This is a genomic window from Limnobacter sp. (assembly GCF_046297615.1).
GTDB lineage: Bacteria > Pseudomonadota > Gammaproteobacteria > Burkholderiales > Burkholderiaceae_B > Limnobacter.
Window position 1 is genome coordinate 301,310 of the sequence record NZ_JBKBHM010000003.1, and the last position, 25,406, is coordinate 326,715.

A 25,406-nucleotide genomic window follows, 5' to 3' on the forward strand; every position below is an offset into this window, starting at 1 on the left:
ATACATCCAGTTGGGCTGGATGATGTCCAGACTATGGAGTCGCATCCTGACAGGACTCTGACGGTTTTCCCCCAATACGGGGGTTAAATCATGATGCGCAGCAACATTTACTCCGCTCTGATGCATCCATCCGAGGGAGGGGAAAACCCTCGAGTTTCTCACACCGATGGGGTATCGCCTAGGATGTGAAGAACTTGGTCAGCGACACGTAAGTCCATGAAGCCCATCCTCTTTTGTCTGGAAGACTTTGAAATTCACCGCGCCATGCTTGAGCTGCGTCTGCGCGAGTTGTTAGGCGACCAAGTGGAGTTGCGCTTCTTCCGTTCACTGCAGCAATTGCAGGCCTGTACAGCCCCATGTGACATTTTGATTTCCGACCTCAAGCTTGGCGACGCCTCTGCAGAACAAACCGCCAGCTTCCTGCGTCAGTTCTGCACAACCACGCCGGTGCTGGTGCAGTCCTCGGAAATTCACCTGCCCAATTTGCTGGAACACCAACACCCGGGCCGCATCTACGCCACTGAAAAGGCCGGTTATGGACAGCGCTTTGAGCAAGCCTTGCTGACCTTGCTGGCCGACCGGCTCAGCCTAGCCACGCCGCAGCGCATTGAGGAAGACTGCCTGTGTCACGAACCGCCCCGCGCGTACATGAGCAAACAATGATTCCGCCAGCTCGGCTGTGAGCAAGCGCACGCGGAGCAGACGCAAGCCATATCTATGCGATTGATTCTCATTCGCAATAATATCAGGGTCCAACAATATCCTCAGGACTCTTCATGGACCGCCGCAGTTTTTCCAAGATCATGTGCACTTTGCCCGCCTTGAGCACCCTGCCGGGCTGTTGGGCATCGCCAGAAAACCGTTACACCCTGCGCAACCTGGCCACCGACGATGCCAGCACAGCGCTCTACCCCTCCGAACTCAAGGCTTTCAAGGAATCGTCCAAATTCATCAACGCGTGGGGCATCGCCATCCGCCCGGCCGGTGCGGGCGGGCACTTTTGGGTCACGGCGGGCCAGTACTCTTACCAATTTCTTGGGGATGTGAACGCCTCCTCCAACCCTGCCCTGCGCAGCTTGTCTCAGGACAATCTGAAACTGGTCGAGATTCCCGGCACCCTGGACCCGTCAGCCCCGGGCTTTGCAACCGGCACTGTGTTCAACGGTGCCGCACTGGACAGCGCACAGTTTGTCGTCCAGAACCAACCGGTTCAATTAAACGGGCAAACAGTGAAACTCTCAGGGTCCGCGCGCTTCCTGTTCGCCACCGACACTGGCGTTGTGTCCGGGTGGACAGAGCGTGACCCCGCCCGCCCGGGCACCCCTGTGCGCGAAGACGGCCCTGCTGTGGCCATGATCGACGACAGCGCCAATGGCGCAGCATTCTTCGGCTTGGCCATTCGGCCCGACGACTGGTCCACCCTGTGGGTTGCCGACTTTGGCCGCTCACCGAGGCTTCGACAGTTCAATGACCAATGGCAGGAAACAGAACTGGCCGGGTTCACCAATCCATTCAGCAGCGGCCCCAATGGCCAACTTCTGCCCGGCGACTATGCCCCGTTTAACGTGCAGGTGCTCCGTGTTGGCGAGCGCTGGTTCGTCTTTGTGGCATATGCCAAAACTCAAGCTGACCCTGATGACAGCGCACAGTTTTTCGCCGCAGAGGAGGATGCGATCGCTGCGGGTGTCGAGACCGCCAAGCCTGACCGCGGCAAGGTGGTGATGTACACCCTGGAAGGGCAGTTGATTCAAATCTTCGACAGCAAACGCCTGAATGCGCCGTGGGGGCTGGCCATCGCCCCTGCCGATTTTGGGGCGTTGTCGGGCCACCTGCTGGTGGGCAACTTTGGCGGACGGGGGCGTATCGCCGCGTTCGATGTGCTGACTGGCCGATTTGTGGACTGGCTTCGCGGTGACGACGACCAAGTCATCGGCATTCCCGGATTGTGGGGCCTGCAGTTCGGCAACGGTCAAAGCCTTGGGGACAGCAACGCCCTGTATGTTGCGGCCGGGCCGGGTGATGAAACACAGGGTTTGTTCGCTGCGCTTCGCCCGGCACCACCGACCACCGCGGGCAGCAACAAACGCTAAGGCGAGAACACTCATGCAGGCTGTGCCTTGCGGCAGATTGTTCAGAATTTGTCCCTGAACATGAAATACGCCGCACCCAACAGGCACAGCCCCGCCCACAGGTAATCCAGCTTCAAGGGCTCTTTCATGTAAAACACCGCAAACGGAATGAACACCGTCAGCGAAATGATTTCCTGCATGATCTTTAACTGGCCCACCGACAGCGCCGTGTAACCCAGGCGGTTGGCGGGCACCTGCAACAGGTACTCAAACAAGGCAATGCCCCAACTCACCAGGGCCGCCACAATCCAGGGCTTCTGGGCCAAATCGCGCAGATGGGCGTACCAGGCGAAGGTCATGAACACATTGCTCAACAGCAACAGGCCCACAGTGGAAGGAATGGCAGGAAACGGCCAATTGGGCATACGCGCTCCATCGTCAACAGCGAAACACCCATTGTCGCGCATCGCAGCCTGTGATGAACTTCAACACGCTGCAATCGAAGCGGCTCGTCACTGGCCTGATGGCCAAGTGCGTACACTCAGCCTGCTGGCAATGTCCGCAATTTGACAGTCATGCACGGGCGTTCAGCCTACACTGGCCCCACGTTCAACGGCTGCGCTTAGGCGCCTGTCACCATGACCCGCACCCTGTTCAGCAACGCACTCGTGTTTGATGGCACTGGCCACAGCCCGATTCACACCGACATTGAAGTTGATGATGGTCACATTGTCCGCATGGGCCGAAGCCTTAGCCCCCAACACCCGGACACCCAAGTGATTGACTGCACAGGCCAGTGGCTCATGCCCGGCCTGCTGGACATTCACACCCACCTTGACCTGGAAGTGGAGATTGCCCCGGAATTGCCTGAAGTGGTGCGCCACGGCACCACCACGGTGGTGATGAGCAACTGCTCGCTGGGTGTGGCCTACGGCAACCAGCGGCGCAACGGCGAAGACCCGATCGTGGATTGCTTCGCGCGTGTGGAAAATGTGCCCAAGCATGTGCTGTCTGCGGTGGCCCAGGCCTGCACATGGACAACGTCAGCCGACTACCTCAGCCATTTTGAGGGCATGGCCTTGGGGCCCAATGTGGTGCCTCTGATTCCCCATTCCATGCTGCGTATTGAAGTGATGGGCCTGAACGCGTCGGTACAGCGCGACCCCACCGCCGATGAACTTAAGCGCATGGAGCAATTGCTGGAGCAAGGCATGCAGGAGGGCTATGCCGGGTTTTCAACCGACGGCTTACCCTTTCACTTTTTGGCCAATCAGCCCAACACCCGCAAAAAAATTCCAACCCAGTTCGCCAGCTTCTCGGAACTGAAACGACTGACTCAGATTGTCCGAAAGCACAACCGGGTTTGGCAGGCCACCCCGCCGAAGGACAACCCCTTAAAGACAGCGCGGCTCTTTCTGCTCACCAGTGGCCTGCTTTATGGCAAAGCCCTGAAAACCACCGCCACAGCCGCCATTGACCTGTTCACCAACAAAGGCGTGGCCAAACTGGGTTTGTTGCTTTCGGCAATTCTCAATTCCCGCCTGCTGCGCGGCCACTTCCGGTTTCAGGCCCTCTCGGCCCAGTTCCGCTTGTGGGCTGATGGCGTCATAACCCCCGTGGCCGAAGAAATTCCGGAACTGCGGGTGCTCAACGAACTGGAATTGGACGATGTGCAGGGCCGCCTCAAACTGCTGAACGACCCGGCATGGATCAAGGCCTTTCGCACCATGTGGTTCAAAGGCAAGTCGGGCTGGAATTTGGCCAACCTGATGCGCATTCTCAACCGCGAGCACAATGTCCTGAACCGCCGCTTGGACGACATGCGCATTGCCGACTGCCCCTTGCCCGAATGGAAGGGCTGGACACTGGAGCAGGCGTGGAAGCAGGTGCAAAGTTGGCAGGCTCGCCGCTTGAGCCCAGCCTCAGTGAGTGAGGCCGAGGCCGCAGTGCTGAACAGCTTCCCAAGCCCGACACGTGACGACGCCGAATTTTTCCTGCACCTGCTGCGCCACTGGGACTTGGCCTTCCGATGGGAAACCGTGGTGGCCAACCGCAACCCGGCTGTGCTGAAAAAACTGCTGTTCCACCCCCAAACCCTGCCCGGCTTTAATGACAGTGGCGCCCACCTCACCAACCTGGCGTTTTATGACGGCAACCTGCGCACCCTGAAGATTGCACAGACCGATGGCTTGCTGGTGGTGAGCCAAGCGGTGCATCGCCTGACTCAAGCCCCTGCGCAATTCTTTGGATTGAATGTGGGTGTGCTGGCCCCGGGTGCGCAAGCCGACCTCTGTGTAATCAACCCCGAAGCCCTTCAGCGCTGGGACCCTGAGTCCACCTACGCCATGGTGTACCGCGACGCCTTCCAGTGCAAGCAAGTGGTGAACCGGCCCGAAGGCGTGGTCACCCACGTGATGATTGGCGGCAAACTGGGCTGGAGCGAAGGACAGTACACCCCCGTGTATGGGCGCGAACCCATGGGGCGACTGCTGAAGGCCGCGTGATTGAAGTGTGGGCGATGCGTTCAGCGTGACAAGGCGGTGCGCACCCAATAACTGAATGCGTCGACAGCCGCCACCAGCAGAATCATGGCCAAAAGAATGGTGCTGGTTTCTGGCATCTGGAACAGGCCCATGTGGAACGACAACATCTGCCCAAGGCCACCGGCCCCCACCACGCCCAAAATAGCCGCAGCGCGAATGTTGTTTTCCCAGCGGTACAGGGTATAGCTGATCAGTTGCGGCAACACGCCGGGCAAGGTGGCGTACACAAACACCCGCAGTGGCCCCACGCCGCGCACACGCAGGGCGAAGGCCGGGTCTTGTGGCGCATTCTCAATGCTTTCAGCAAACAGGCGCCCCAACACCCCTGTGGTGTGCAGGGCCAAGGCCATGGTGCCTGCAAAGGGACCAAGGCCCAAAGCAATCAGCATCAGTGCAGCCCACACCAATTCCGGAATGCTGCGCAACACATTCAGCACCCCACGGGCCAACACCTTCCAGCGGGCCGGGTCTGCATCATGGGCCTTGCTGGCGGGCAAGGCCCAAAACAGCCCGAACACAGCCGCCAAGGCCGTGCCCAAAGCCGACATGGCCAAGGTTTCCAGGGTGGCCACACCCACCCGCTTCAGGAACGCAGCGCCGAACTCAGGCCGCAATAACTCGGCCAAAAACTTGCCCATACGCTGCGCGGCATCCACAGAAAAAAACTGGCGCCACTGCAAATCCAGGCTGACAAAACTCAACACCACCAAGGCCATCAGGCCCACCGTCAACCAACACGACAGGCAACGGGCGTTGAACAGGGTGCGCGGCCATTGGGGAATCAATTCATCGTTGGGCTTGGGCAAGTGGTTCATGCCAACACCTTTCGCACCCAGGCGCTGGCCCGGTCCGCCATCCACACCAGCACAATGAACATCAGCAGCATGGTGCCCACTTCCGACCCGGCAAACATTTTCATGGAGGAATCCAGTTGCTGGCCCAAGCCCCCTGCACCGACAAAACCCAACACGGCAGACGAACGGATGGCACACTCCCAACGGTAAATGGTGTAGCTGGCCAGCTCACCTGCATTCTGTGGCAGCGCCCCATAGAAAAAGGCCTGCAAGCGCGAAGCCCCATTGCGCAACAGGGCCTGCGGCACATGCCCGTCGCCTGATTCAATGATGTCGGCATACACTTTGCCCAACATGCCGCCGTAGGTGAGTGCAATGGCCAGTACCCCGGCCGTGGGGCCCAAGCCCACCACTCGCACAAACACCAGGGCCCAAATCAATTCCGGCACACTGCGCAGCACAATGGCCACAGCCCGGACCAGCACACGCACAAAGGCTGGCCAAGCAGCCATGCGGCCAGTGAGTGCAGAAATCGACAGCACACGCACCGACACCAGTGCAACCGGCACAGCAATCACCCAAGCCAATGCCAACCCGGTGGTGGCAATAGCCACTGTGCGCCAAGTTTCCTTGAGCACAAATTGGAGAAAGTCCAACTCCAGCTTCAGCGGCCACATGTCTTTCAGAAAATTCAAGGTGGGCTTGAGGTTCTCTTCCTGCAACAACACCCAGGGCTTGAACTCGGTCATCACCAACAAGGGCCAGCACACCACCCCGGCGGCCAAGGCCCAGAACACACGCGGCCACCAAGCAGGGTCATGCATGGCGGGCGAGTGATCGGTGCGTGGGCTGATCGCAGACATGCGCGGTCACCGACAATGCATGGCGACAGGGGCGGGTTGGGCTGCGGCAGGCCGGTCCAACGGCACGGGGCTGTGCAATTCCTCCAGGTGTTGGGCGTACAAGTCCTCCAACAACTCGGTGGTCACTTGGGCTGCAGGCAAATCAAACGCCAACTCGCCGCCGCGCAAACCCACAATGCGGGGAAAATGTTTGAGGGCCATGTCCACTTGGTGCAAGGTACACACCAAGGTGGCCTCTCGGCTGCGGGCCGACTCGGTCAAGGTGTTCATGGCTTGCGAGGCGCGCACAGGGTCCAGCGCCGACAAGGGCTCGTCCACCAGCCAAAGGCTTGCCCCGCACACCAGTGACCGGGCCAGGCCCACACGCTGACGCTCACCGCCTGAGAGGCGATCAACCCTTTCGAAGATTTTCTCGCCCAAATCAAACTGCTTCAATGCCGCGTAGGCGGCGGGAATGTCCTGGGGATAAAACAGATTCTTCAGGCTTCGCCAAGCCCCCCACTGCGGCAAGCAGCCGGCCAACACGGCAGTCACCACGCGCTGGCGCGGTGGGAGTGGCGGCACCTGCGGGGCCAAAAACAGGGCTTTGCGCAAAGCCCTCAAGCCTGCGGCAGACTGGGCCCAGGGGTCTTGTCCATTCAGGGACAATCGCCCTTGCACCGGGGTCAACGCACAAGCCATGAGGTGCAGCAAGGTGGTTTTACCGGCCCCGGAAGGCCCAATCACAGCCACCTGCTCGCCAGCCTGCACTTGAATGCTCAAGCCGCGCACAGCGGCAGGCGCATTCGCACCGGCCGCCGGGTGGCGGCCAGTGCACTGCTGCATCACCAGATTCACTTGAGCAGGCCTGCGGAACGCGCTGCCCGTTCAATGCCCGCGTAGTTCTCGGTCTTGGTGGGTACAAACTTGCTGGCCCGCTGCAACTCGAGAATTTCCTTGCCTTGAGGGGTGTTTTTGTCCAAAGCCAGGAAGGCATCGACCAATTTCTTGCGCACTTCAGGAGACACGCCGTTGTGCACGGTCCAGTTGTAGTCGTAGTACTCGGGGGTGGTGTAGAACACGCGCACTTTGCTGGTGTCCACCTTCTTCTCAGTCACAAACTTTTCCCACACGGAGATGTTCAGGGCACCGGCATCCACCTTGCCAGCAGCCACGGCGGCAATGGTCGCGTCGTGCGCCCCGGAAAAGGACACACGCTTGAAATCTTTTTCGGGGTTCAGGTAAGCCACATCCTGCAGGAAACTGCGGGGCATCAGGTGGCCCGAAGTGCTGGATGCCGACCCAAACGACACGCTTTTACCGCGCAGGTCTTCGAGGTTTTTGATGTCTGGCTCAGTGGTGATGAACACTGAACGGAAGCGTTCGTCCTCCGAACGCTGAACCAGAGGAATCACCTGCCCATTGGACCGTACATTGGCCTGCACAAAGGTAAAACCACCAAACCAAGCCATGTCCACCTGCTTGTTCACCAAGGCCTCTACGGACGCGGCGTAATCGGTCACCGGCGTGTATTCCACTTTCATGCCCAGTTTCTCGGACAGGTATTTCATCAGGGGAGCGGCCTTTCGGGCCAGCTCGGTGGGCGACTCATCGGGAATCGCAGTCACACGAAACACTTGCTCGGCATGGGCCATTGCGACGGAACCCGTCAGGGCAATGGCCACGATCGTACGAAACAGAGTTGAGAAACGTTGTCGGGACATGATGCTTTGCTCCAGAAAAAAACCTGCTCGGGCTGGCAGGATGCTGCTCAGTATAGGAGACAAACAGCTTACCGCGCCTATTCAGTAGAACCCGAGTAAGGTCGGTGTTTACCCGCACTGCACTGCGTGTTCAGCCTGCAGGCTGCAAACACCACAGGGAGGTGATCTCCTGTCGTCGGGCCACGTGAAGCGGGTCTTGGGTGTCCAGTGTCTTGGAATGCTGCGGCTTGATGGTGAGCTGGTCTTCAACCACCCAACCTGTCTGTGAAAACAACTGCTCAAGCTCGCCCGGTTTTCGCAAGCCCAAGTGCACAGCCAGGTCGGACATCACCAACCACACGCGCCCCTCGGGTTTGAGGTGTTGGCGTGCCCCTTTCAAAAAAGCCCCCAACATGGCGCTGTTGTCATCATAGATGGCCCGCTCAATCGGCGAAGTCGGTTTGGCGGGCAACCAAGGCGGATTGCACACCAGCAGGTCCACGGGCTCGTCGGGCCACAGGTCACGTTGCTGCACCTGCACGGTGCTCTTCAGGCCCAACTGGCCGATGTTCTGTTCAGCACAGGCCACTGCACGCGGGTCGGTCTCGGTGGCCAATACCCTGAACACCCCGCGACGTGCCAACACGGCAGCAATCACCCCAGTGCCCGTACCCACATCAGCAGCCACGCCGCCGGGCTTGAGCAGTGCGTCTGGCAACTGGGCTTGCGCAATCAAATCCAGATACTCACCCCGCACTGGCGAGTACACACCGTAGAAGGGGAAAACCCGGTTGTCCGTGGGGCCGAGTGCCGGAATCTCCACGCCTTTCTTGCGCCATTCATGGGCGCCAATCAGGCCTTGAAGTTCGCGCACCGACACACAGGCCAAGCCCGGCCAGCGCACATCACCCCACGCTTGCCCCACAGCCTCACGCACCTCTGGCGCACGGCGCAAGGGCACAGAGAAGTCGGCATTCAGCGGCACCAACACCGCATTCAACACGCGGGCGCGTTGCGCCTGGCTTTGCCGGTGCAAATGAAATGCATGGGCCGGTGTCAACTCCGGGCTTTTGGCCTTGCGACTGCCCTTCTTGCGGTCAAGCCGACGGGCCAGTGCCTGCACCAATTGCCGGCCGTTGTGAAAGTCACCCCGGTAGAGAATGACGGTGCCCGCCATAATGGCCCGCAAGGCCACATCGGCATTCAGGGTGTCGTCACCCAACAGCACTGCTTTGGGGGCACTGACCTGCCGCTCAGTCAGCCACAGCGCCTGCAAAGTGTCAGCCCCTTCCTTCCACTCCAGGCGATGGCTGTGAAGTGGGGCGGGCAATTGAGCAGTGGCGGGGTTGGACAAAGTCATTTCAAGGCAATCATTTCCAAAGCACCGAAAATATCACGCTCCCTTGCCGAATGGCTGCACCTGCGATCGGCCAGTGTGATTTACCTTGCCGCTTGGGCGAACTCAGGCCAAGGTGCCTCGTGTACACTCCAGAAAAAACGCGGTTGGATGAGCGGTGGGCAAACGGGGAACAAACAAAGTGTCGGTGGTCATCATCAGCCCCGTTCAGGCCGGCACCGACAATGGCAACGGGCAAACCGCCCGCCGTTGGGCTGCGTTGCTCAAGCCACACCATGCGGTTCGAGTCTGCACCCATTGGCCCGATGCACTGGCTGCAACGGACGACTTGGCGCTGGCTTTGCATGCCCGACGCTCGGCCCGGTCGATTGCCCGGTGGGCCGAGCATCATGCCGATTGGCGGCAACGCCGCTTGGCTGTGGTGCTGACTGGCACAGACCTTTACAAAGACTTGCCTGCGCAAGAGGCCAACACCCTGCATTCGCTGGACGTGGCCAATCGTTTGGTGGTGTTGCAACACCTGGCGCTCGACGCCCTGCCCGACACTCACCGCAACAAAGCCCGGGTGATTCTTCAATCATGCTCAGCCAGAAAACCTTTAAGCAAAACCCAGCGGCACCTGAACGTGGTGGCCGTGGGGCATCTGCGAGAAGAAAAAATGCCACAGACCCTGATGCAGGCTGCACGCCTGTTGAAAGATGAGCCGGGTATTCGCATTCAACATCTTGGCCAGGCCCTGGACACCAGCCTGGGCGAGCTGGCCCTACAAACCATGCGCGACTGCCCCAACTACCGTTGGGCCGGGGCACGAACCCATAAGCAGGCACGGTCTGCGATTCAGCAGGCCCACGTGCTGGTACACCCCAGCCGGCTGGAAGGGGGCGCCCATGTGCTGATGGAAGCCTTGCGCAGTGGCACCCCCGTGTTGGCGTCGAACATGCCGGGCAACCTCGGTATGCTGGGTGCAGACTGGCCAGGCCTGTTTGGTGTAGGTGATGCGCAGGCCTTGGCCAGCCACCTTCGCGCGGCGTTGAACGACCTGCGCTCGGGCACACCCACAGGCAGTGACCTGCACACCCTGTTGCAACACACCCGCAGTCGGGCCAACCATTTCACACCTGAACGGGAGCGCACTGCGCTGCTGAACCTGATCGAGGACATGGCCCATGGCAATGGCTGACACCCAAGAACCCGTGCTTCGGGACATTGTGCTGGTGGGCGGTGGGCACAGCCATGTTGGGGTGCTGCGCATGTTCGGGATGGCCCCTTGGCCTGGCGTGCGGCTCACCCTGCTTTGCAACGATGTCGACACCCCCTATTCGGGCATGCTGCCCGGTTATGTCGCAGGGCATTACGCCATGGACGATGTTCACATCGACCTGGCCCGCTTGTGTGCATTTGCCGGGGCGCGTTTTATCCGTGCTGAAGTGGTGGGGTTGGACCGCCAGAACAAAACCGTGTTGTGCAAAGGCCGCCCGCCCATCCGTTATGACGTACTTTCACTGAACACCGGCTCCACACCCGACACCACCCGCGTACCGGGGGCTGCAGAACACGCCATTCCAGTCAAGCCGATCGCGGAATTCAACCAACATTGGCTGAAGCTGTTGCACCAAGTGCAAGTTCACCAAGGGCCCTTGCACATCGCCGTGGTGGGCGGTGGTGCAGGCGGCGTCGAACTGTGCCTGGCCATGCACCATCGATTGAGCCATGAATGGCAGCGCTTGGGCCACCCCGCCGGTTCACTGAGCTTTGAAGTGATCACCTCGGGTGCCGACATTCTGCCCACCCACAACCCTCGGGTGCGAGCCCACTTTCGGCGGGTGCTCACTCAGCGCGGCATCGCCTTGCGCACGGGTGCAAAAGTCATGTCCATCCGCACGGTTGATGGCCGCAAACAGTTGGACCTGAACCACCAGGACAGAGTGACTGCAGACACCGTGATGTGGGTGACGCAAGCGCACGGGCCCCGCTGGCTGGCCGACACAGGCCTTCAAATCACTGAGCGGTGTTTTGTTCATGTCACAAACACCCTGCAAACCACCCGCGACCCCGACATTTTTGCAGCGGGCGATGTCGCGCATTTTCAGAATCGCCCGCTGGAAAAAGCGGGGGTTTTTGCAGTGCGCATGGGCAAGCCGCTGGCCATGAACCTGCACCGTCACGTGCAAGGAAAACGCCTGAAGGAATACAAGCCGCAACGCACATGGCTTGCGCTCATCAGCACCGGCGACCAGTCCGCCATCGCCTCCAAAGGGGCATTCAGCGCTGCCGGCAATTGGCTGTGGGCATGGAAAGACCACATCGACCGCCAGTTCATGCAACGCTTCACCGAATTGCCCAGCATGCCTGCGCCAGTCCACGACAGGTCAGGCCAGTCGGTTCCACTCAGCCCGGAAGAAAACCTGCAAGCCATTTCAGCACTGGCCATGCGCTGCGGTGGGTGCGGTGCCAAAGTGGGCAGCACGGTGTTGTCGCGCGCACTGGCGGGCTTGCAACCCGTTCAGCGGCCCGATGTGCTGGTAGGTCTGCATGCGCCGGACGACGCCGCCATCGTTCGCGTGCCCGCGGGCAAAGCAGTGGTTCACACCGTGGACTTTTTCCGCGCATTCATTGACGACCCTTACCTGTTTGGCCGAATTGCCGCCAACCATGCGCTGGGTGATGTGTTTGCCATGGGTGGCCAGCCGCAATCGGCCACCGCTGTGGCCACCGTGCCACCGGGGCTGGACAGCCAAGTGGAAGAGTTGCTGTTTCAAATGATGTCCGGCGCTGTGGATGTACTCAACGCCGCCGGTTGCGCACTGGTTGGCGGACACACTGGCGAGGGGCGCGAGTTGGCCTTGGGCTTTGCCGTGAATGGCTTGATCGACGAGTCGCTCCAACAGGCGATGATCAAAGGCGGCCTGCGGCCCGGTGATGTACTCATTCTGACAAAACCCATCGGCACTGGCACCTTGATGGCAGCACTGCCTCAAGGCAAGGCCAAAGGCCGTTGGGTGATGGCTGCGCTGGACAGCATGGCCCAATCCAGCCAAGCCGCCGCCGTCTGCCTTCAACAGCACGGCAGCAAAGCCTGCACTGACCTCACCGGTTTTGGCCTGCTGGGCCATCTGGTTGAAATGACCAAACCTTCGGGCGTGGAGGTGGAACTGAACATGGATGCACTGCCCTTGCTGAACGGCGCGTTGGACACCCTACGAATGGGGGTGCTCAGTTCACTGCAGGCCGCCAACATTCGTTTGAGGCGGGCCATTCGCAACCCGCAGGGCTGGGTGCACGATGCGCGTTATGCCCTGCTGTTCGACCCACAAACCGCTGGCGGCCTGTTGGCCAGTGTGCCTGAACAACATGCGGCAGCCTGCATTCAAGCGTTGAACAGTTTGGGGTACACCCACGCTGCGTGCATTGGCCGCGTGCTGGAACCCGGTGAAGAGCCGGAGCCTATCGTGTTGAAGGGAATACCCACACCCCCCTGAGTTGGTGGGCAGGCCTGCAGATACCACACATAGTTCATAGCGCCACCCATCTTTCCGATAGGGGCTCAGGCGCCACGCGCGACATACTGAACCTCCCTCAGCGAACAGTGTGGAGCCTGCGCCATGCGACCATCCCCAATTCAATGGCTGTCCAACCTGCGGTTCCAGTACAAGGTGCTATTGATCTGCGCCCCCATTACCCTGGCCTTTGCCGCGCTATTGCTGGTCTTGCTGCACCAGCAGCAACAGCGTATTGAAGCCACTCGGTTGGAGATGATCGGTGCCCAGCGCATCGCCCCATTGTTTGAACTGATGCAGGCTGTTGAGGAACACCGAGACAACCTCGAGTTTTTCAGACAAGGCCAGGCGTGGTCGCGGTCGTTGAAAGAATCGACCAGCCATGCTGAACAGGCCTTTGACGCCATGCAGGCGGGGCTGCCCGAGCAATGGCACAGCACACGTCAACAACTGGATGACATCCGCCAACGCTGGGACGCCCTCAAAACCCAGTATCAAGACACACAAGACGACAACACCTTTGCCCACTACTCCAACCTGGCCGCACGTCTGGGTGAACTGATGCGGTTCAACGCCGACGACAGCACCATGACCTTCGACCCCGAAGTGCACACGCATTACCTGATCAGCGCACTGAACTATGAACTGCCCGCCCTGCGCAACGAGTTGGGCATCATCCGCAGCCGCATCACCCTGATGGGTATGACAGGTGCCATGGAAGACGCCATGCTGGGCGAACTGTCGGCCCGCATGCTGTTGATCAAACAACTCAATCACAACTTCCTGGCCTCCATGGGCAAAGTGCCTGCTTCCGGAAAAGCATTTCCGGACGCACTCACCGAAGCCCTGGCGCAACAGCCTGAACAATTGAAAAGCCTGGATGACCTGAACAACGACATCGGTTCGCTCATCGGGAACGTCAGCGCCGAAGACGTTCGCAAACGCGCTTCAGAATTGATCAACGCCCTGGACAACTCCCGCGACCTGGCCTTGGGGGTTCTGAACACCCACCTTGAAGCCCGAATTGAACAACTGCAATTGAGGATGGCCGTGCAGGGCCTGATTTCCGCCTTGGTGTTGATCGCTAGCCTGTTACTGGGCCTGACCATCTACCGGGGCATACAGCGGGGTGTGGGCACCGTGCTGACGCAAAGCCAACAACTGGCCTGCAACAACCTGTTGCCCAGTGCCAACCTTCCCCAGCAGGATGAAGTGGGGCAAATTTCCCAAGCCATTGAACAGGTCAGGTCAGCCCAGTTTCAAGCCATGGCCAGCATCCACACCCTGACGCTGAAACTTCAAAGCACCACGGACATTCTTCGGCAAGCCTCCTCTCAAATTCATCAAAGTGCCTGCGCGCAATCCGACTCGGCCGCCACAGCCGCACAATCCATCGACTCACTCAGCGTGTCTGTTAATCAAGTGTCGGACCACTCCGCTTCGGCCAAGCACCTGGCCGTTGAAACTGGCGCCTCGGCTGAAACCGGTCAACAAACGGTGCAGGCCACCCGCCGCGTGATGCAAGACATCGGCCAAGCCACCGAGGCCTTGGTGGGCGAGATGGACATGCTGGACCAACGCTCCAAAGACATCACCTCCATCGTCCAGACCATTCGCGACATTGCCGAGCAAACCAACCTGCTGGCCCTGAACGCCGCGATTGAAGCGGCCCGCGCCGGTGAACAGGGCCGTGGGTTTGCCGTGGTCGCCGATGAAGTTCGCCGCCTGTCGGAACGTACCTCAGACTCGACACAGAGCATCGCCACTTTGGTGGGAGGCATTCAACAAGAAACCGCACAGGTGATTGATCGCGTGCGAAGCTGGAGCGGCATCATCAGCGGCGGGCTGTCGGTGGTTGAACAAGCCGAGCGGGCCATGCAGGGCATCGCGCAACACGCGGTGTCCACCACCACATCAATCGCGGAAATCAACGCGGCCCTGTCGGAACAATCCAGCACCTCGCACGACATTGCCCGACAGATTGAATGCATCGCACAAGGCTCGCAAGCCGCACGGCAAGCGGTTGGCAACCTGAATGCAGTGGCTCAGGAAGTGGCGGAACTCACCGACCAACTCAACCAACTGGTGCACACCTACACCGTGAAGTAAGCACGCCAACGAGGCGTGAAAACCAATCAGCGAACACACGAATTCATGGAAAAAATTTCGCTGCGCATGTGCATCATCGTTCGTGCATCGACATCACTTCAAACCACTTCGCAATGCAGACTCACTGAATAAACAACAATCCAAATGGGTTGTTGTTGCACTATTGATGGAAAAAGCTTTTCAGAAAATAAAAATTGTTGTATTCATTAGGCACCGCACCCTTATAGGAAGGTTATACAACATGGATCAGAAGCCAGTAGAAACAGAAGCAAGCAAAGCTGCTCCCGCAGCGAAGAAGCCAGCAGCGAAAAAACCCGCTGCAAAAAAAGCAGCAGCAAAACCTGCCGCAAAACCCGCAGCTGCAAAACCAGCCGCAGCAGCAAAACCTGCAGCAGCCAAACCAGCCGCTGCGAAAAAGCCAGCAGCCAAAAAAGCTGCAGCCCCCAAGAAAGCCGCTGCACCTAAAAAAGCAGCCGCTGCCAAGAAGCCCACAGTAGCTGCAGCCGCAGCCAAAGCACTGGGCGATGCCAAAGCAGGCGCCAAGGCCAAAGCCACCAAGAAAGTGGCCGCAGCCAAGAAAACCGCAACTGCTGCAAAAACCACCGCCAAGAAAACCGCCACCAAGGCCAAGGCCGCAGTGTTGGGTGCTGGTGAGCGCAAGAAATTGCTGAGCGACGCTCAGAAGCAGTTCCGCGAACTTGAAAAGAAAGTGAAGGATCTGCTGAAGTCCGCACAAACTGATGTGCTGGCCAAGGTCAAGAAACAACTCGGCCTGAAGTAATCCGGCTTAGACAAAGACCAAGAAGAATTGTCGGGCATGGCCCTGCACTGCAGGGCCCGCTGCCACGGAACGTTTGAGAAACCCGCACTTGCTGCGGGTTTTTTTATGGCCTGCTCACCGGGTACTCAGCTGTTGATCGGGTTCATTTGCGGATCAAAATCGTCAAGGCTGGGCTTGGGCAACACCGCGCGCGTCTCCAATCCATCCACGCAGGCATCCAAGGCTTCAAGCACTTCAACCCGGGCTTCATGCGTGATGTACGGCACGTGATAAGCGGCAAACGGCTCAAGCACCTGCATGCCTGCATAGCCCAAGCTGCCTTGCAGCACAGGCTTGAGCATGGCATTCAAGTCGCCGTGAATAGAACCCGGGCCAAACATGTGCTCGCGCCCACCAAGGCTGAACGTCAGCAAGGCCTTCTTGCCCTTGAGCAGTCCACGGTCATAAAAGTTGCGGCCACCGTACACCACACCGGACAGGAACACACGGTCAATCCAGCCTTTCAAGATGGCGGGCAAGGAAAACCAATACAGGGGGAAATTGAGCACGAGCAGGTCACAGGCCTTGAGCTTGGCCACCTCGGCTGCAATGTCGGGTGCCAAGGTGCCGGTCTTGTCAGCGTTGCGTTGCTCCAGCGCGTACACCAAATAATCCGGGTTCGAACGCGCCTGAAAATCTGCAGCGCTGGCCACTGGATTGAACTGCATGGCGTAAAGGTCAGAGACATGAACCTCATGCCCTTGGGCTTGAAAGCGCTGCACCATGCGATGCAGCATGGCTGTGCAGAAAGACTGCGGTTCGTTGTGGGCGTGAACTATGAAGACATTCATGGCGGGTTCGTCCGGTAAAAAGGCCAATGCACGAGCAACTGCAGGCCCATGACATGAGCCTGCACCTGCGGGTGATTATGCCTTGAAACCGGAACCGCCAGCGTGGGCTTACACGATGCCGTAGGCCAGCATTGCGTCGGCCACTTTCACAAAGCCTGCAATGTTGGCCCCTTTCAAGTAATCGACGTGCCCATCATCGCCCGTGCCATAGCGCACACACTTCTCGTGAATGTCCCGCATGATGACGCGAAGGCGCTGGTTCAGCTCGTCGCGCGACCAGGAAATCCGCATGCTGTTCTGTGTCATCTCCAGGCCGGACACGGCAACACCGCCGGCATTGGCTGCTTTGGAAGGTGCATACAGAATCCGCGCTTGCTGAAACACGTCAATCGCGTCTTTGTTGGACGGCATGTTCGCGCCTTCCGACACACCACGACACCCATTGGCCACCAGTTGCTGGGCGTCTTCACCCAGCACTTCATTTTGTGTAGCGCACGGAAATGCCAGGTCGGCAGGAATACCCCACGGCTTTCTGTCGGGAAGAAACTCGGCTTTGGGGTAAGTGTCCAGGTACGCATTGATGCGCGCACGCTGCACCTCCTTCAAATGCTTGATGTGTGCCAGCTTCTCGGCGGTGATGCCGTCCGGGTCGTACAAAGTGCCTGAGGAGTCCGACACAGTCAGCACCACGGCACCACTTTGAATCAGTTTTTCAACCGCATATTGCGCGACGTTGCCCGAACCACTGACCAGGCAGCGCTTGCCTTTCAAGCCATCGCCTTGGCGGGCCAGCATGTCTTCCATGAAATACACCACGCCGTAACCGGTGGCCTCGGTGCGAATCTCGCTGCCCCCATACGACAAACCCTTGCCGGTCAGCACACCAGTGAATTCATTCACCAAACGTTTGTACTGGCCAAACATGTAAGACACCTCTCGGCCACCGACACCGATGTCCCCGGCAGGCACATCCGTGAATGGGCCAATGTGGCGGGACAACTCTGTCATGAAGGCCTGGCAGAACCGCATGATCTCGCGGTCTGACTTGCCCTTGGGGTTGAAGTCGGAACCGCCTTTGCCACCGCCCATGGGCAAACCCGTCAAACTGTTCTTGAAGGTCTGCTCAAAGGCCAGAAACTTCAGAATGCTTTGCGTCACGTTGTCGTGAAAGCGAATGCCGCCTTTGTAAGGGCCAATCGCATTGCTGTGCTGCACGCGGTAACCGCGCTGTGTGCGCACTTGGCCTTTGTCGTCTTCCCAGCACACACGGAAGCTCACAATGCGATCTGGCTCGGTCAAGCGCTGAAAAATCTGCTCGCGTTCGTACTTGGGGTTCGCGGCCACATAGGGCAGCACGTGTTGGGCTACCTCATAAACGGCTTGATGGAATTCTGGTTCTCCGGGGTTGCGGCGAATCAGCCCTTGCATGAAATCGTCGAGCTGCGCAGTTGTGGCCATGTTGTTCTCCTGACGGGAAAAGAGTGAATAACATTTCCCCAAAACATGGGCACAAGTACGGGGATAGCCTGTGGACAACTGCTGCAAGCCATTCAACCTGAACCAGAATTTGAGGGGTGCTCAAATTTTCATCATGGCGCATGCTGAGCCCGAACGGATGACAGTTTCGGAAAAAATTCTCCGACACCTTGCGCGGGTCAGGTCAGGACTTCAACGAACAGGTTCGGTCTGTTCATGGCGGGGGAAACCCTCGTGGTGATTGGTGACAGCCCAGGCTTGTCGCTGGGCCCTGCGAAAGATCACAGTGGCCTCCAGACGGTTACGGGCATGCAGGCGTTCAAGTATGTCTTTCACATGCCCTTTTACGGTTTCAACACCAATCTGCAGAACCCGTGCAATGTCCTTGTTGCTCAGGCCAGAGGCAATCAACTCCAACACCTGTTCCTGTTTGTGGGTCAGTTCGCGCGGGGCTGGGGTGCTGTCCGAGCCCACGCTCACACCGGCATGGGCCAAGGCCAGTGTGATGACTTCAGTGAGTTTGCGCAGGGGCGCTGTTCTGGCGGTAATGAAGACATGCTCGGCTTCGTGGCGGCGCAATTGCTGCATCAATTCTGCCGAGTAATGGGTGATGACCACCGTCACCCCGGGGAACAGTGTGCTCAACAAACCCAAAAACGATTCCGGCCCCACATCATGCAGGGGAAAGCTGCTCAGAATCAGAACCGGAAACTCGTGAACCGCCGCTCCGGCTGCTTCCTTGAACGTGGCAAACTGCCGAACCCGAACACCGGGCATAAGGTCCTTGAGCAGTTCAGCGTACCCGAAGGCCGTGATGGCTTGATCATCAAGCACGTACACCAAAGGCTGTGATGGCTGTTCGTGATGGGGTTTCACCGTGTGTGGTTCCGCAAATGATGAATTCGACGTACCACTGTAGCCAAGCACCCATCCCCCTAAAGGGTTAAATAACAGTGCAAATGCCTGACAACTCAGGGTTTCAGGCTGAAACCGACTCAACAACCAACTCCCCGTTGACACAACGTCAACGATTCAATTAATATCCAATCATGAGCTATCTGATTGAACGACGCGAAGAAGAAAAGGAACGCCGCCGGGAAGAAATTCTGGACGCGGCGGAAACCGTTTTTTCCGAAAAAGGCTTTGAAGAAGCCACCATGGAACAGGTTGCCCGCACGGCCAGGGTGTCCCGTGCCTTGGTGTATGTGTACTTCAGGGACAAAACAGCCCTGCACCTGGCCATTTGCCTGCGTGGCCTTAAAAACCTGCGCGACCGCTTTCAGCATGCACGCGAAGCGGAGACGGTGGGCTACCATCAGGTCAAAGCAATTGGCCGGGCTTATCGGGCATTTTCTGAACAACACCCCACCTACTTCGCAGCGCTCAGCCGGTACGAGTCCCAGCCGCATGACTTCAGCCTTGAAGACCCTTGCTGCAGCACGCTGGAGATGATGCAGGCCGGTCAAAAAGTGCATGAGCAAACCGTGCTGGCCCTTGTGCAAGGAATGTCCGACGGCAGCCTGCGCAGCGACTTGAAAAACCTCATGCAGATTTCAGTGACGCTGTGGGGCTTTTGCCACGGCACCATTCAACTGGCCCACACCAAAGGTGCCTTCATGCAAGCCATGGGCATCACCCCGGAAATTTTCATGGAACAAGCCTTGGACCTTGCCATGCAGGCCTTGGCCACCCCGCAACAGCCCCAACAAGGAGACCACCATGCGTGACGTCGTCCAACTGGTTCGAAACGGGCCCTCGGCCCTTTTTTTTGAGCAATCATTAGACAGTCGTCTAATCAGTAAATTACTGTTCAGCATTTTGCTCACAGGCGCCGCCCAAAGCCACGCGCAGTCGCCTCTGAACCAATACCTGGACGAGGCCATGATGCGCAACCCGGCACTCAGCGCAGCCGGGCAGGACGTAGAAGCTGAACGTCAGCGGCTGGACAACCTGCGCGCCCGCTATTACCCCTCGCTGAGTTTGAGCGCCCGCATCAGCGTGTCCGAAGGGGGCCGCACCATCGACTTTCCCGCAGGCACCTTGCTGAACCCGGTGTACCAAACACTGAATGCGCAGGCGGTGGCCATGGGCCAACCGGCCCGGTTTCCCACGGTGCAAAACCAGTCCATCCCGCTGCTGCGCCCCACGGAACAAGACACGCGCCTGCAATTGCGTGGCCCCCTTTACGAACCCGTGCTGAACCAGCAAGTGCAGGCGCAGAAAGAAGCCCTGAACGCCCAAGAGGCCGCCCGCCAGCAAGTGCGTGAGGAACTGACACGCGACCTGCAGGTGGCCTATTGGCAAATGGCGCAAAGCCAGGCGCGTATTGACGTGCTGAAAGCCAGCCAGAAAGCCTTGCAGGAAAACCGCCGGGTGAACGATGCCTTGTACAAGTCCGGCGAAACCACACTGGACGCCCCCAAACGCGCTTTGGCGGAATTGCTGGATGTAGAAGTGCAACTGAGCGACGCCATCAAACAACGTAAACTGGCCCAGGAACTGTTCAACACCCTGCGTTTTGTCACAGTCGACAGCCCGGTGGAACTGCCGGATGAAACCCTGCAAGACAACACCCTTCAAGCCCTCACCGATCTACTTCGGCCTTCTGAAACCGAGGCCCGAAGTGCACCGGAAATCACCCGGCTTCAACGCAGCCTGGCCGCACAAACTGCGGCACTGGGCGCAGCGCAAGCCACCTACAAGCCGTCGCTGGGCTATCTGATTGAAGGGGGCTACCAAGGGCGCGACTACAGTACTGGCCCCAACACGGGCTTTGCCACAGCCTCGGTGGTGATGAACTGGACCCTGGCCGATGGCGGTGTGCGCAACAGCGAAGCAAGCCGCGCCCGGGCTCAACTGAACGCGCTTGCCGCGCGCGCAGCGCAAGTCAGCCGTCAACTGCTGCTGGCCCGTTCGCAGGCGCGGGAAAACCTGCTGGTGTCGCTCAACGCCATTCCGGCGCGCAAAGCGCAGCAGGACGCCGCGCAGGAAAGCCTTCGCATCGTGACCCGCAAACGCGACGCGGGCGAGGCCACCCAAATTGAATTTCTGAGTAGCGAACAGGCCGCCACACGCGCACGGCTGGCGCTGTCTGCCGCCGTACACCAAGCGCGCATCGACCACGCCATCTGGCAATACCACAACCGAGACATTCCCGAACTGCAGGCCCTTCAAGGAGTAGCCCCATGAACGCCCCCACCCACTTCGCACAGCCCGCGCACCCTCGCACCTTGTTGGCGATTGCTGGCCTGTTGGCACTGACGCTCACCGCCTGCGGCAAAAAGGCCACGGAAGCCGCACCGGTAGAAACCGCGCGCCCGGTTCAAGCTCAAACAGTGAGCCTTGGCCCAGCGTTCCCCCTGATCGAGGTCAGCGGAGTCGGTGCGTTCCGGGATGAAACCCGCATGAGCTTCAAAGTCGGCGGTGTTGTTGAATCCATCACCGTACGGGAAGGCGACACCGTCAAGGCAGGCCAACGACTGGCATGGCTCAACCAGCAGGAAGTCAATGCCGCAGTCAGCCAAGCCGCCGCAGGGCTGGACAAAGCCGAACGCGACCTGAAGCGCGGCCGCGAACTCCGCAGCGACGAAGTCATCTCCAAAGTACAACTGGACAACCTTGAAACCGCACTGCAAGTGGCCAAAGCCCAAGCCGCCCAGGCCAACTTTGCCCGCAAAACATCCGACATCGTGGCCAATGCACCCGGTGTGGTGCTGCGCCGCATGGCCCAAGTGGGCGAAGTGGTGAATGTGGGTCAGCCTGTGCTGGTGCTGGGCAGTGCCAGCAGCGGCTTTGTGGTCAAGTCCAGCCTCACTGACCGGCAAGCGATCCGCGTTCGTCAAGGCAGCAAAGCCACTGTGCGCTTTGATGCAGAACCGGACACCGCCTACACCGGCAAAGTCATTGAACTGAGCCAGATCGCCGACCCGGTCACCGGCACCTATGGCGTGCAGGTTCTGCTGGACAAGGCAGGCCAACAGGGCAGCGGCCTGCTGTCCGGCATGCAAGGCCGCGTGTTCATTGAACCTGAAGGCCGCGACGCCCAGCGCACTTATGTGCCACTGGAAGCCGTGGTGGAAGGCAACAACAGCGCCGCCTGGCTGTTTGTGGTGCAAGCCGACAACAGCGTGAAACGCCAATCCGTGAAGGTGGCGTTCGTGGACGGTACGCGCATTGCCCTGCAAGAACCGCTGCCTGAAGGCACCCGGGTGGTCAGCTCCGGCGCAGCTTACCTGAAGGACGGCAGCAAGGTCACCGTTGTGGAGCAGGCACCATGAGACTCTCAGACTTTTCCATCAAGAATTACCAGTTCACGCTGGTCATCTTTGTACTGTTGTCGGTCATTGGTCTGTCTGCACTGCGGGACATTCCCCGCACTGAAGACCCTTACTTTGACATCAGCGCCTTCCGCATCAATGTGATCTACCCGGGCGCTGACCCCATTGAAATGGAACAGCAGGTGGCCAAGCCGCTTGAAGACGCTTTGCGTGGCTTGGACGACCTCAAAGAAATGTTCTCCACCAGCCGCAACAGCGGTGGCGTGGTGTTCGTGCGCTTCAAGGCCGAAGTGGACGTGGACAAAAAATTCGATGAAGTGAACCGCGAAGTGGCCCAGTTGCGCAACAAACTGCCCTCGGGCGTGCGCAGCATTGAAGTCAAACGCTTCAACCCGGGGTTCACCAACATCGTGCAATACGCCTTGGTGTCCGACACCGCCAGCTACGCGCAAATGTCCGAGTACGCCGAGGACTTGAGCGAAGCCTTCGAGCGCATCGACGGTGTGCGGGAAAGCGAAACCTGGAGTTACCCCGAACAACAGGTGCGCGTCACCCCCAACTTCCGCAAACTGGCCGAACTGGGCATTCAAGCCACTGATTTGGCACGCGCCATTCAGGGCGAGTCCCTGAACATTCCCGGTGGCCCAGTGGAAGAAGGCGGACGACGCCTGAACGTACAGACCTCTGGCCAATACCGCACTGTGGACGACATCCGCAACACCGTGGTGCTGGGCACAGGCAGCGGCGGTGCGCTCGGTGGCCGCTTGGTGCGAGTGGGCGATGTGGCCGACGTGCGCTGGGATTACGACAACCAGGATGTGATTGGCCGCTTCAACGGGCAACGCGCCGTGTTCGTGACTGCCAACCAGAAAAAAGCCCGCAACATCTTCGAAACCCAGAAAGGCATTGAACTGGCCCTCACGGATTTCGAGAAAACCCTGCCGCCCGACATTCGGCTGGAACGCGGCTTTGAGCAATACAAAAACGTGGCCAAGCGGCTTGATCGCCTCACCTTCGACTTCGGCCTGGCCGTGTTGCTGGTGCTGATCACGCTGTTGCCCTTGGGGCTGCGCGCCGCCGGTATCGTGATGATCTCTGTGCCCCTTTCACTGCTGACGGGCCTGGCCTGCCTGTACTTTGCCGGGTTCTCGCTGAACCAGTTGAGCATCGCAGGGCTGGTGGTGGCCTTGGGCCTGTTGGTGGACGATTCCATCGTCGTGATTGAAAACATCGCGCGCTATTTGCGGATGGGCTATGGCCGCGTTGCCGCAGCCCGTGAAGCCACCAAGCAGATTTCACTCGCAGTGCTGGGCTGCACCGCCACCTTGCTGTTCGCTTTCCTGCCCCTGTTGATGCTGCCCGACAACTCCGGCAAGTTTGTACGCTCGCTGCCTGTGTCAGTGGTGTTTACCGTGGCGGCCTCCCTCTTTGTGGCGCTGACCATCATTCCTTTCCTGGCCAGCCGCATGCTCAAGCGCGAAGAGAATGAACATGGCAACGTGGTGCTGCAAAAACTCAATGGCGCCATCGACCGCTTCTACACCCCCCTGCTGCACAAAGCGCTGCAAACCCCAAAAACCGTGGTGGTGGGTTCACTGGTTCTGTTTGTGGCCAGCCTGGGCTTGGTGCCCTTGATGGGCATGTCCCTTTTTCCGAAAGCCAATACACCGCAGTTTCTCATTGAAGTCAGCCTGCCCCCGGGCTCCAGCGTCACCGCCACTGACACCGTGGTTCGACGCATCGAAGCGGAACTCAAGCAGTACCCTGAAATCACCGCAGTGATGAGCTCGGTGGGCGAAGGCAACCCACAAATCTATTACAACGTTTTTCAACAGGACAAACAGTCCCACGTGGGTGAATTGTTCGTCCAGTTGAAGGCTTACGACAAAGGCACCCCCGCTTTGCTGGACGCCTTGCGTGCCCGGCTGGACAGCATTCCCGGTGCCAACCTGGTCGTGCGCGAATTCCAGAATGGCCCGCCCATCGACGCCCCCATCGGCGTTCGACTCACCGGGCCGGACCTGGACAAACTGCGGGACTACGCCGCCCAGATTGAACAGGTGATGAACGACCACCCCGGCACACTGAACGTGGACAACCCCCAGCGCACAGGCCGCAGCGACCTGCGACTGAAGGTGAACTTCGACAAGGCGGGCCTGTTGGGGGTGAACAGCGCCGAGTTGGACCAAGCGGTGCGCCTGGCGATTGCCGGCGTGCAGTCTGGAGAAATCCGCAAGAGTGACGGTGACGCCTATGACATCGTGGTCCGTGGCCCTGCGGCCGAACGCACCACACTGGCCGCCCTCGAAGACTTCCACGTCATTTCCCGCAACAAGCGTGCAGTGCCACTGACGGAACTGACCACGCTGGAGCTGGACAACAACCTGAACAGCATCTACCGCTACAACCGCGAGCGGGCAGTGATGCTGACTGCCTACGTCAAAACCGGCTACAACACCGCCAAAGTGACCAACGACATCGCCCGCAAACTGGACACTTTGAACTGGGATCGTGGGTACAAATACCTGCTGGCCGGTGAAGCGAAAAGCCGCGAAGAAAGTTTCTCGGGCTTTGGTACCGCCATCGCCATCACCGTGTTTGGCATTCTGGCCATTCTGGTGCTGGAGTTCGGCAGCTTCCGCAGCACCCTGATCGTGTTGTTCGTGATTCCCTTGGGGGTCACCGGCGGCATGGTCGTGCTGTTCCTGTCCGGCAATTCGCTCAGCTTCACCGCCATGATTGGTTTCATTGCGCTGATCGGAATCGAGATCAAAAACTCCATTCTGCTGGTGGACTTCACCAATCAGCTCAGGGCCCAGGGCACAGGCTTGGACGAATCCATTGAAGAAGCCGGGCGAATTCGCTTCCTGCCCATCCTGCTGACCAGCGCCACCGCCGTGGGCGGCCTGCTGCCGCTGGCCCTTCAAGGCAGCGGCCTGTACGCCCCCATGGCGTGGGTGATCATCGGTGGGTTAATCTCCTCGACCTTCATCGGCCGATTGGTGACGCCCGTGCTGTACAAGCTGTTGCCGCCCGAGATCAACCCGGTGAACGAAGAGGAGGGGCTCAACACACCGCATGCCCGCGTGTGATACCCTGCGGGCTGAACACCACACGCCCGCCCCATC

General features: G+C 59.2%; 20 protein-coding genes. 11 read left to right on the forward strand and 9 right to left on the reverse strand.

The window, feature by feature from the left end; translation table 11 throughout:
- Positions 1-216: 216 nt before the first annotated feature.
- Positions 217-663: a hypothetical protein gene (locus ACK4FF_RS08510; protein WP_409707402.1), complete on the forward strand. Its 447-nt coding sequence runs from the start codon at positions 217-219 to the stop codon at positions 661-663.
- A gap of 113 nt (positions 664-776) precedes the next feature.
- Positions 777-2,090, forward strand: a complete 1,314-nt coding sequence (locus ACK4FF_RS08515; protein WP_409707405.1) for a TIGR03118 family protein — start codon at positions 777-779, stop codon at positions 2,088-2,090.
- Positions 2,091-2,131: 41 nt separating this feature from the next.
- On the opposite strand, the gene ACK4FF_RS08520 is transcribed toward ACK4FF_RS08515, so the two are convergent.
- Positions 2,132-2,494, reverse strand: a complete 363-nt coding sequence (locus tag ACK4FF_RS08520; RefSeq protein WP_409707408.1) for a DMT family protein — start codon at positions 2,492-2,494, stop codon at positions 2,132-2,134.
- A gap of 213 nt (positions 2,495-2,707) precedes the next feature.
- On the opposite strand from ACK4FF_RS08520, the gene ACK4FF_RS08525 reads away from it, so the two are divergent.
- Complete coding sequence (locus ACK4FF_RS08525; protein WP_409707411.1) at positions 2,708-4,573, forward strand: N-acyl-D-amino-acid deacylase family protein; 1,866 nt, start codon at positions 2,708-2,710, stop codon at positions 4,571-4,573.
- A gap of 20 nt (positions 4,574-4,593) precedes the next feature.
- Here the strand turns inward: ACK4FF_RS08525 and phnE are convergent, their stop codons facing one another.
- From phnE to ACK4FF_RS08550, 5 genes are all read right to left on the reverse strand, one after another.
- Positions 4,594-5,427, reverse strand: coding sequence for a phosphonate ABC transporter, permease protein PhnE (phnE, locus tag ACK4FF_RS08530; protein ID WP_409707414.1), 834 nt, complete (start codon positions 5,425-5,427; stop codon positions 4,594-4,596).
- Positions 5,424-6,269 (reverse strand): PhnE/PtxC family ABC transporter permease, encoded by an 846-nt coding sequence (locus tag ACK4FF_RS08535; RefSeq protein WP_409707416.1) that lies wholly within the window; start codon positions 6,267-6,269, stop codon positions 5,424-5,426. The genes phnE and ACK4FF_RS08535 overlap by 4 nt, the downstream gene beginning before the upstream one ends.
- A gap of 6 nt (positions 6,270-6,275) precedes the next feature.
- Positions 6,276-7,106, reverse strand: a complete 831-nt coding sequence (locus ACK4FF_RS08540) for a phosphonate ABC transporter ATP-binding protein (RefSeq protein ID WP_409707419.1) — start codon at positions 7,104-7,106, stop codon at positions 6,276-6,278.
- Positions 7,103-7,972, reverse strand: coding sequence for a putative selenate ABC transporter substrate-binding protein (locus ACK4FF_RS08545; protein WP_409707422.1), 870 nt, complete (start codon positions 7,970-7,972; stop codon positions 7,103-7,105). The genes ACK4FF_RS08540 and ACK4FF_RS08545 overlap by 4 nt, the downstream gene beginning before the upstream one ends.
- A gap of 130 nt (positions 7,973-8,102) precedes the next feature.
- Positions 8,103-9,311, reverse strand: coding sequence for a methyltransferase (locus ACK4FF_RS08550; RefSeq protein WP_409707425.1), 1,209 nt, complete (start codon positions 9,309-9,311; stop codon positions 8,103-8,105).
- Positions 9,312-9,465: 154 nt separating this feature from the next.
- Between ACK4FF_RS08550 and senB the strand changes: the two genes are divergently transcribed.
- From senB to ACK4FF_RS08570, 4 genes are all read left to right on the forward strand, one after another.
- Entirely contained in the window at positions 9,466-10,488 is a 1,023-nt protein-coding gene (gene senB, locus ACK4FF_RS08555) for a selenoneine biosynthesis selenosugar synthase SenB (protein WP_409707428.1), read from the forward strand.
- A complete protein-coding gene (gene selD, locus ACK4FF_RS08560) occupies positions 10,475-12,787 on the forward strand; it encodes a selenide, water dikinase SelD (protein WP_409707431.1) in 2,313 nt (770 codons plus the stop codon). Before senB ends, selD begins: the two co-directional genes overlap by 14 nt.
- A gap of 123 nt (positions 12,788-12,910) precedes the next feature.
- Positions 12,911-14,914 carry a methyl-accepting chemotaxis protein gene (locus ACK4FF_RS08565; protein ID WP_409707434.1) on the forward strand — a complete coding sequence of 668 codons (2,004 nt, stop codon included), beginning with the start codon at positions 12,911-12,913 and terminating at the stop codon, positions 14,912-14,914.
- Between the two features lie 82 nt (positions 14,915-14,996).
- Positions 14,997-15,695: a hypothetical protein gene (locus tag ACK4FF_RS08570; protein WP_409707437.1), complete on the forward strand. Its 699-nt coding sequence runs from the start codon at positions 14,997-14,999 to the stop codon at positions 15,693-15,695.
- Between the two features lie 125 nt (positions 15,696-15,820).
- Here ACK4FF_RS08570 and ACK4FF_RS08575 read toward each other — a convergent pair whose 3' ends face one another.
- From ACK4FF_RS08575 to ACK4FF_RS08585, 3 genes are all read right to left on the reverse strand, one after another.
- Positions 15,821-16,525: an NAD(P)H-dependent oxidoreductase gene (locus tag ACK4FF_RS08575; protein WP_409707440.1), complete on the reverse strand. Its 705-nt coding sequence runs from the start codon at positions 16,523-16,525 to the stop codon at positions 15,821-15,823.
- Between the two features lie 108 nt (positions 16,526-16,633).
- A complete protein-coding gene (gene gdhA / locus ACK4FF_RS08580) occupies positions 16,634-17,983 on the reverse strand; it encodes an NADP-specific glutamate dehydrogenase (RefSeq protein WP_409707443.1) in 1,350 nt (449 codons plus the stop codon).
- Between the two features lie 210 nt (positions 17,984-18,193).
- Positions 18,194-18,877, reverse strand: a complete 684-nt coding sequence (locus tag ACK4FF_RS08585; protein WP_409707446.1) for a response regulator transcription factor — start codon at positions 18,875-18,877, stop codon at positions 18,194-18,196.
- Between the two features lie 173 nt (positions 18,878-19,050).
- On the opposite strand from ACK4FF_RS08585, the gene ACK4FF_RS08590 reads away from it, so the two are divergent.
- Genes ACK4FF_RS08590 through ACK4FF_RS08605 form a run of 4 tightly spaced genes read left to right on the forward strand, consistent with a single transcriptional unit; the run spans position 19,051 to position 25,370 of the window.
- Positions 19,051-19,728, forward strand: a complete 678-nt coding sequence (locus tag ACK4FF_RS08590) for a TetR/AcrR family transcriptional regulator (RefSeq protein WP_409707449.1) — start codon at positions 19,051-19,053, stop codon at positions 19,726-19,728.
- Positions 19,721-21,190, forward strand: coding sequence for a TolC family protein (locus ACK4FF_RS08595; RefSeq protein WP_409707452.1), 1,470 nt, complete (start codon positions 19,721-19,723; stop codon positions 21,188-21,190). The genes ACK4FF_RS08590 and ACK4FF_RS08595 overlap by 8 nt, the downstream gene beginning before the upstream one ends.
- Positions 21,187-22,278 carry an efflux RND transporter periplasmic adaptor subunit gene (locus ACK4FF_RS08600; RefSeq protein ID WP_409707455.1) on the forward strand — a complete coding sequence of 364 codons (1,092 nt, stop codon included), beginning with the start codon at positions 21,187-21,189 and terminating at the stop codon, positions 22,276-22,278. The genes ACK4FF_RS08595 and ACK4FF_RS08600 overlap by 4 nt, the downstream gene beginning before the upstream one ends.
- The gene (locus tag ACK4FF_RS08605) at positions 22,275-25,370 is read left to right on the forward strand and encodes an efflux RND transporter permease subunit (protein WP_409707458.1); all 3,096 of its coding nucleotides are present in this window, start codon (positions 22,275-22,277) and stop codon (positions 25,368-25,370) included. The genes ACK4FF_RS08600 and ACK4FF_RS08605 overlap by 4 nt, the downstream gene beginning before the upstream one ends.
- Positions 25,371-25,406 lie beyond the last annotated feature (36 nt).

Coding starts and splice junctions, on each gene's coding strand:
- ACK4FF_RS08510 (WP_409707402.1), top strand. CDS start 217: ATGAAGCCCATCCTCTTTTGTCTGGAAGACTTTGAAATTCACCGCGCC.
- ACK4FF_RS08515 (WP_409707405.1), top strand. CDS start 777: ATGGACCGCCGCAGTTTTTCCAAGATCATGTGCACTTTGCCCGCCTTG.
- ACK4FF_RS08520 (WP_409707408.1), bottom strand. CDS start 2,494: ATGCCCAATTGGCCGTTTCCTGCCATTCCTTCCACTGTGGGCCTGTTG.
- ACK4FF_RS08525 (WP_409707411.1), top strand. CDS start 2,708: ATGACCCGCACCCTGTTCAGCAACGCACTCGTGTTTGATGGCACTGGC.
- phnE (WP_409707414.1), bottom strand. CDS start 5,427: ATGAACCACTTGCCCAAGCCCAACGATGAATTGATTCCCCAATGGCCG.
- ACK4FF_RS08535 (WP_409707416.1), bottom strand. CDS start 6,269: ATGTCTGCGATCAGCCCACGCACCGATCACTCGCCCGCCATGCATGAC.
- ACK4FF_RS08545 (WP_409707422.1), bottom strand. CDS start 7,972: ATGTCCCGACAACGTTTCTCAACTCTGTTTCGTACGATCGTGGCCATT.
- ACK4FF_RS08550 (WP_409707425.1), bottom strand. CDS start 9,311: ATGACTTTGTCCAACCCCGCCACTGCTCAATTGCCCGCCCCACTTCAC.
- selD (WP_409707431.1), top strand. CDS start 10,475: ATGGCAATGGCTGACACCCAAGAACCCGTGCTTCGGGACATTGTGCTG.
- ACK4FF_RS08565 (WP_409707434.1), top strand. CDS start 12,911: ATGCGACCATCCCCAATTCAATGGCTGTCCAACCTGCGGTTCCAGTAC.
- ACK4FF_RS08575 (WP_409707440.1), bottom strand. CDS start 16,525: ATGAATGTCTTCATAGTTCACGCCCACAACGAACCGCAGTCTTTCTGC.
- gdhA (WP_409707443.1), bottom strand. CDS start 17,983: ATGGCCACAACTGCGCAGCTCGACGATTTCATGCAAGGGCTGATTCGC.
- ACK4FF_RS08590 (WP_409707449.1), top strand. CDS start 19,051: ATGAGCTATCTGATTGAACGACGCGAAGAAGAAAAGGAACGCCGCCGG.
- ACK4FF_RS08595 (WP_409707452.1), top strand. CDS start 19,721: ATGCGTGACGTCGTCCAACTGGTTCGAAACGGGCCCTCGGCCCTTTTT.
- ACK4FF_RS08600 (WP_409707455.1), top strand. CDS start 21,187: ATGAACGCCCCCACCCACTTCGCACAGCCCGCGCACCCTCGCACCTTG.
- ACK4FF_RS08605 (WP_409707458.1), top strand. CDS start 22,275: ATGAGACTCTCAGACTTTTCCATCAAGAATTACCAGTTCACGCTGGTC.